The sequence below is a fragment of the Gemmatimonadota bacterium genome, from assembly GCA_039715185.1.
In the GTDB taxonomy this organism is placed as follows: domain Bacteria; phylum Gemmatimonadota; class Gemmatimonadetes; order Longimicrobiales; family RSA9; genus DATHRK01.
This window is the reverse complement of the sequence record JBDLIA010000122.1, coordinates 1-7,086: the sequence shown is the minus strand read 5'-3', so window position 1 is coordinate 7,086 and position 7,086 is coordinate 1. Positions and strand designations below refer to the sequence as shown.

5 protein-coding genes are annotated in these 7,086 nt (G+C 70.0%); all 5 read left to right on the top strand.

Annotation, left to right across the window (positions count from 1 at the left end):
• Positions 1–1,319 (top strand): tRNA pseudouridine(13) synthase TruD (gene truD, locus ABFS34_15220; protein MEN8376777.1); only part of this gene is annotated, 1,319 nt, incomplete at its 5' end.
• A complete protein-coding gene (locus ABFS34_15215) occupies positions 1,316–2,014 on the top strand; it encodes an HAD-IA family hydrolase (protein MEN8376776.1) in 699 nt (232 codons plus the stop codon). The genes truD and ABFS34_15215, both read left to right, overlap by 4 nt.
• A gap of 449 nt (positions 2,015–2,463) precedes the next feature.
• Complete coding sequence (locus tag ABFS34_15210; protein MEN8376775.1) at positions 2,464–4,629, top strand: aconitase family protein; 2,166 nt, start codon at positions 2,464–2,466, stop codon at positions 4,627–4,629.
• A 42-nt stretch (positions 4,630–4,671) separates the two neighbouring features.
• The gene (locus tag ABFS34_15205) at positions 4,672–5,820 is read left to right on the top strand and encodes a hypothetical protein (GenBank protein ID MEN8376774.1); all 1,149 of its coding nucleotides are present in this window, start codon (positions 4,672–4,674) and stop codon (positions 5,818–5,820) included.
• 94 nt (positions 5,821–5,914) lie between these two features.
• The gene (locus ABFS34_15200) at positions 5,915–6,970 is read left to right on the top strand and encodes a Fic family protein (GenBank protein MEN8376773.1); all 1,056 of its coding nucleotides are present in this window, start codon (positions 5,915–5,917) and stop codon (positions 6,968–6,970) included.
• The last annotated feature ends 116 nt before the right edge of the window (positions 6,971–7,086 follow it).

Here is a 7,086-nt window from a genome sequence, read left to right as displayed (position 1 = left end):
TGATGCCCGATCCGCGCACGCTGCAGGCCCGCTGGCCCCGCCTCACCCTGGACGTCCCGCCGGTCCCCTTCACCATCCGGCGCTCCTGGGACGACTTCGTCGTGCGGGAGATCCCGCTGCACGAGCCGACCGGTGACGGGGACCACGCGCTGCTCGAGGTCGAGAAGCGGGGCGTGTCGACCGCCGCGGCGGTGCGCGACCTGTCGCGAGCGCTCGGCGTGCGGCCGAGCGACGTGGGCGTCGCCGGGCTCAAGGACACGCGCGCCGTCACGGTGCAGCGCGTCAGCGTGGAGCACGTCGATCCGGGCGCCGCGCTCGCGCTGGAGCTGCCCCGCGTGCGCGTCACCAACGCGTGGCGCACGCGCAGGAAGCTGCGCACGGGGCACCTCGCGGGGAACGCGTTCGAGCTGAAGCTGCGAGGGGAGGCCGCGGCCGACGTTCGGCTCCGCCTGCCCGACATGCGCGCCGTCCTGCCCGTGCTCACCGAACGCGGCATTCCCAACTACTTCGGCGCCCAGAGGTTCGGCATGCGCGCGGACAACCACCGGGTGGGGCGCGCCCTCCTGGCGGGCGACTTCGCGGAGGCTGCCGCGCTGATCGCGGGACGGCCGGAGCCCGGCGACGCGGGCGACATGCTGCGGGCGCGCGAGCTGTTCGACGCGGGCCGTTTCGCCGAGGCCGCTGGCGCGTGGCCGCGGGGCAACGCGGAAGCCGCGCGCGTGGCGCGCGCGAAAGCCTCCGGCCGCGACGACCGGGGCGCGGTCATGGCGACCGGCAAGAAGCTGCTCCGCTTCTACGTGTCGGCGCTCCAGTCGGCGCTGTTCAACGACGTGCTCGCCGCGCGCGTGGGGAGCCTCGACGCGCTCGAAGCGGGCGACGTGGCCTGGGTTCACGAGGGCGAGCGGGTCTTCCTGGTCGAGGATCCCGCGGGCGATACCGCTCCGGGAGACCCGGCGGGCGCGTCCGTCGCGGAACTCGCCGCGCGCGGCGAGATCTCGCCCACGGGGCCGCTGTTCGGGCCGCGCATGAAGGAGCCGGCCGGGGCGCAGGCCGCGCGCGAGGCCGCGGTTCTGGAGGGTGCCGGACTGGCCGCCGGCGACTTCGGCCGGCGCGGGCCGTGGGGGACGCCCGGGGGACGCCGGCCTCTGCGCGTCCCCGGCGTGACGTTCGACGTCGACGCCGGCGAGGACGAGACCGGGCCTTACGTGCGGCTGGCGTTCAGCCTGCCCCCGGGCGCGTACGCCACGGCGGTGCTGAGGGAGCTCGCCAAGGGGCACATGCACGTCGGCACGGCGCGCGAGTGGGAGGCGGGGCGGTGAGCGGGGGCGCGGTCGGGGTTGGCGCGGGCGCGGTCGGCGTGGGCGCGGTGATCTTCGACCTGGACGGGACCCTGTTCGAGTCGCAGCGCCTCTACGGGGAGGCGTACCAGGCCGCGGTGCTCCCGCTGCTGGAGAAGCCGCTCACGCGCGAGGACCTGATGCGCATCAACGCCCGCTCGGAGAGCGCGTTCTTCAACGCCGCGGTCCCGGAGCACCAGCGCGCGGCGGCGCGGCAGGCGTTCTGGCGCGAATACGACGCTCTCCACGAGTCGGCCTTCGGCGGCGTGTTCGACGGGGTCCGGGAGCTCCTCTCCGGGCTGGACGAGCGCGGCCTCAGACGCGGCATCGTGAGCGGCAAGTCGCGCGGCTCCTGGGAGATCACCTCGGCCCGCACGGGGCTCGATGGATTCCACGCCGTGGTGCTGGACGACGACGTGGAGCGGCCCAAGCCCGACCCGCAGGGCATCCTGCTTGCGGTGGAGCGACTGGAGCTCGCGGTGACCGAAGCGGTCTACGTTGGAGACACGGCCAGCGACATGGAGGCGGCGCTGGCCGCAGGGGTGCGGCCCGTGCTGGCCACCTGGGCCCCGGCCGAGGAAGGCCGGCGCCGACGCGCGCTGGACGCGGCGGACGCGGCCGGTGCGCCGGTGGCCGCCGAGCCCGCCGAGGTGGTGGAGATCCTGCTGGGGCGCTGACGGACTCGACGACGCCGAGAGACCGGGGAGGGTCCCAACCTCCCCTCTTCGCGATGTGCAACCAGTTCAAATCTTGAACGAGTTGCGATCTCCCCGCAGCGAGACCACACACGCCCCAGTCGATCGTCAGAGCGCGCGCAGATCGAGTCCAGGCACCTTTAGGACGGGGGGTCAACGTCCCTTTTTCGCGATGTGCAACTCGTTCGAATTTCGAACGAGTTGCTATCTGCCCGCGGAGAACCATCACGCGCCCAGGTCGGTCGTCGCGGGCGAAGAAGGCGCCCAGGCGAGCGCAGGCAGGGTGGGATCCATCGTCGCGGACCGGCCCGCGCCAGGCGCGCATAGATCGAGACCGCGCACTTTAGTAGGTTTCTGCGACGCCAGACCCGACCGGCGGCCGTGCGCCGCCGTCGCCAGATAGATCCAAAGAGAACCAGTCGCGGAGCTGCATGAGCACCATCGACGTCTCCTCCATCGACATCGTCAAACGCCCCGATCACGTCACGTTCGACGGCCGCGTGCTCTTCCTGGCCGACGACGCGGACCTGATCCGGCGCCAGCTCGACGGCGAGGACCTGCCTCTGACCGACGAGCTGCGGGCAAACCTGCGCGACCAGATCTCCACCGACGAGATCACCCCGGCCTACATCTGCTACTACTTCGACGAGACGCTGGGCCAGTTCCCCTACCTGGGCCTGCGCGCGGGTGGCGAAGCCCCCATCGCCCGGGGCACGGTCAAGAACGGTGGCTTCGTATGCTCGGTGAGCGGCAAGCGACGCGGCAAGGGCAGTTCGCGCGAGCAGTCGCCTTACGCCGAAATGATGGCCGGGATCCGCGTGGTGATCGCCGAGAACATCGAGCGGATCTACAACGAGAACTGCCAGAACCTGGGCATTCTCACCTCGACCGACTTCTCGCTGATCGACCGGATCCGCGCCGGCGAGCCGATCGCGCTGACCGAGTTCACCGACGGCAAGGACGGCATCACCCGCCAGATAATCGAATACGGGGGGCTGTTCGAGTTCAACGTCGCGCGCCTGCGCGGCGAGGCCGACATCCCGCGCATCGCGTCGCAGGGGGTGGAGGTGATCGCGCAGGGGGCGGAGGTGGCCGCGCAGGGGGCGGAAGGGGTCGCGCTCGGAGTGGCGTCGGCAGGCGCCTCCACCGCGGGCGGGAACGGCGCCCCGGCGGCGCCCCGCTCCATGACCGCGGCCGAGAAGATCTTCGCGCGGAACTGGGTGGTGGACGCGGCGAAGGGCGTCGATGGGGTGCCCTGGGTGCAGCCCGGCGATAGCGGCTTCGTGCGCACCGACTTCCGCTTCAGCCACGAGTACGTGACGCCCATGGCGGCGATCTTCTTCGAGGAGAAGCTGGGGGAGGACGCGCGCGTCACCGATCCCGACTCGGTGATCATGTTCCGCGACCACCTCACCTACCTGCACGAGGTGATGCCGCCCGAGCGCGTCCAGCTCGGCCTGCTGGACGTGGCGCGCATGCTCAAGGACAAGCAGCAGCAGTTCGCCGACAAGCAGGGCATCAAGCTGTACGGCGAGCGACTCGGGGCGAGGCTGGGCTCGGAGGCGATCTGCCACTCCAAGATGCTCGAGACCTACGCCGAGCCCGGCATGCTGATCGTAGGCACCGACTCGCACACGCCGCACTCCGGCGCGATCGGCTGCATTGCCTTCGGCGTCGGCACCACCGCGATCTTCAACTCCTGGATCACCAAGGACGTGCGCGTGCGCGTGCCCAAGTCCTTCAAGGTGGTGGTCAGCGGCGAGAAGCCGGACCACGTCACCGCCAAGGACTTCATGCTGGAGATCCTGCGGCACCCGTATGTGCGCGACGGGCACGCGATAGGCCAGATCATCGAGTACGCGGGCGAGGCGGTCCGGGCGCTGAGCGTGGACGAGCGCGCCACCATGACCAACATGGCCGCGGAAGTGGGCGCGTTCACCGGCATCGTCGCGCCCGACGAGAAGGCCGCGCAGTACCTGGTCGAGGAGCGCGGCATGGACCCCGACCGCGCCCGGGCGCTGTGCCAGGGCCTGGAGTCGGACGCCGGCGCCCAGTACGCCAAGGTCATCGAAATCGACGCCTCGGAGATCCGGCCGATGGTGGCGCTGCCCGGCGACCCCGGGAACGGCCTCTACATCGACGAGCTGGACGCCGAGCCCATCCGCATCGACGCCGCCTACGCGGGCTCCTGCACGGCGGGCAAGAAGGAGGACATGGACATGTACGCGTCGGTGCTCTCAGAGGCGCGCGCGCAGGGCCAGCGGGTACACCCCGACGTGCGCATGTACATCCAGTGCGGCTCGCAGGAGGTGCGGGGGTACTGCGAGGCCGAGGGCTACCTGGAGCTCTTCGAGCACATGGGCGCGGAGTTCATCGAGCCTGGCTGTGGCGCCTGCATCGCCGCCGGCCCCGGCACCAGCAAGACCGCCGACGAGGTCACCATCAGCTCGCAGAACCGCAACTTCCCGGGCCGATCCGGGCCCGGGCGACTGTACCTGGCGTCGCCGTACACGGTGGCCGCATCGGCGGTGGCGGGGCGCATCGTGGAGTGGAGGCGTGGGCAGGCGATCGAGGTGGGGGAGGCGGTGGGGGCGTGAGCGCCGAGGCGACCTGGAATGGGCTCATCGAGGAAAGATCAGGTGGAATCGCGTCCCGACAGGCGTGATTATCGGCTGGGCAGGCTGGGGGTCTCCGTGTCGGGCACGGACCCCATCCTGCCGTATCTGACGCAGGAGCTGCGACCTCTGCGGGTCGACCGCCTGGCGACCCGGCACCTGGACATCGAGTTCGCCTCCCCCCTGCCGGCATTGCGGGAGTACACCCTGCTGTCCCCGCTCGCAGTCGCGCGCGACGAGTACATCGCCCGCCACGGCGGCCTGGAGTACCACGTCTCGGGCGAGCCACCCGCCATCCGCGTGAGGATCCGGTCGCGGTCTCGGTTCTCCGCCGAGCGTCGGGTGCCGCACTGGATGCTGCGGGCCGGCAACTCGAACTATCTGCTGCCGTCGGAGAAGGTCACGAAGAACTTCATGTACAACGTCTTCGACCACCTGACGCAGATCGCCGGCCTCGCGTTGGGTCAGTCGTACGTCCACGCGAGCAGCTTCGAGCGCGACGGGCGGGCCGTGGCCGTCGTCGCCTGGGGTGGCGTGGGAAAGACCTCGTCCATGCTGAAGTTGGTCACCGAGAGCGGCTGGCGGTTCCTGAGCGACGACCTCGCCCTGGTCGATGACGAAGGCGTCCTGTGGCGTACGCCCAAGCGGCTCCAAGTGTACGCGTACAACGTCGAGGGCCAGCCGGAACTCTGCGGTGCCCTCATGCGCGGACGCTCGCCCGTCGATCGCGCCAACTGGCGGCTCCGCGCCCGGATGCTGGGCCCCGACCGCGTTCGCCGCCGCGTATCGGCCGAGCAGCTCCTCGGCCCCGACAGGGTGGCAAAGCAGGGACGACTGTCCGAAGCGCTGTTCATGGAGCGGGCCGACGTCGCGCAGGTCACGTGCTCGCCGCTGGACACGGAGGGCCTGGTCCGGCGCGCCGCGGCCACGCTGCTCAGGGAGACTCAGCCGATGGCGGATCTGGTGGCCGCGATGCACAGCGGCGGCTGGACCCCGGTCCTGCCCGGCATCGAGCGATTCATGGAGGACACTCGCGCCGTCCTGAGGCGCGGCTTCGACGGCGTTCCGGCGCACCTGGTGCGCGTGCCGCTCGACGCCGGACCGGATCAGCTGGCCGACTTCCTGACGGAGTTCCTCGATGCGGATCGAGCCGCGTTCGAAGTCAGCCCATGACGGTCGGCGGATCGGGCCGACTGGCCATCTCGAAGCGATGCAATTAATATGATCGTATGAACAAATTCGTGATCACATTAATGCCATCACATCCTTGAACTCCTTCAGGCCCGGTTTTCTCGAGTCGCACCCCATCTCTCCCTCTCTCCTCAGCGCTGTTCGCGCCATCGGCGAGCATCGCGGCAGGGAGCAGCTCCACGAGACCCGGGCGCCGGAAGTGCTGGAGACGCTGCGGGAGGCGGCGCTCATCGCCAGCACCGAGTCCTCCAATCGGATCGAGGGGGTGAGCGCGCCGCACGAGCGGATCGAGGACTTGGTCGTCCGCGGGGACCGCCCGCGCAACCGATCCGAACAGGAGATAGCCGGCTACCGGGACGTGCTCGCCACGATACACGCGAACTGGGCGCACATGGAGTTCACTCCTGGACTGGTTCTGCAGCTCCACCGAGACCTATACCGGTTCGTGCCCGGTCGTGGAGGACACTGGAAGACGGCCCCAAACCAGATCACCGAGACGCTCCCTGACGGCACGGTGCGGGTCCGGTTCGATCCCGTCCCGCCGCACCGTACGGCGGCCGCGATGGAGACCCTTCACGAGCGGTTTCACGTCGAATGGGAGTCCGGTGCGATCGAGCCGCTTCTGCTGATCGGTGCGTACGTGCTCGACTTCCTCTCCATCCATCCGTTCCTGGACGGCAACGGCCGCATGGCGCGGCTTCTCACGCTCCTACTTCTCTACCGGGCCGGGTACGGCGTCGGGCGCTACATCAGCCTGGAGCGAGTGGTCGAAGACACTCGCGACGGATACTACGAGGCGTTGTTCGCCTCCTCCCAGGATTGGCACGAAGGGAAGCACTCTTTGCTACCCTGGTGGGAATACTTCCTCGGCGTGGCGGTGCTGACAGCGTATCGTGTCCTGGACGAGCGCGTCGGCGCGATCACGTCCAGGCGAGGCGCCAAGCGGCAGATGGTGATGGCGGCCATCCATAGGCTCCCCGAGACCTTCAGCTACGCGGAGGTCGCGCGCGCCTGCCCCGGCGTCAGCCGCCCGACGATTCAGCGCGCTCTTCGGTCGCTGAGGGATGATGGGGAGATCCAGCTCCTTCGGAGGGGGCGCGACGCGACGTGGGCGAAGCGGCCAAGCGAATGACGTTTCCGCGGAAACGTCAGGGCGCGGCTGACCCTGGGCCCACAGCGCCCTGCCGAGCCTCTTCCACCACGGAGGTGATCACCTCCGGCAGGACGAGTTTGAAGTCGATCGCCGCG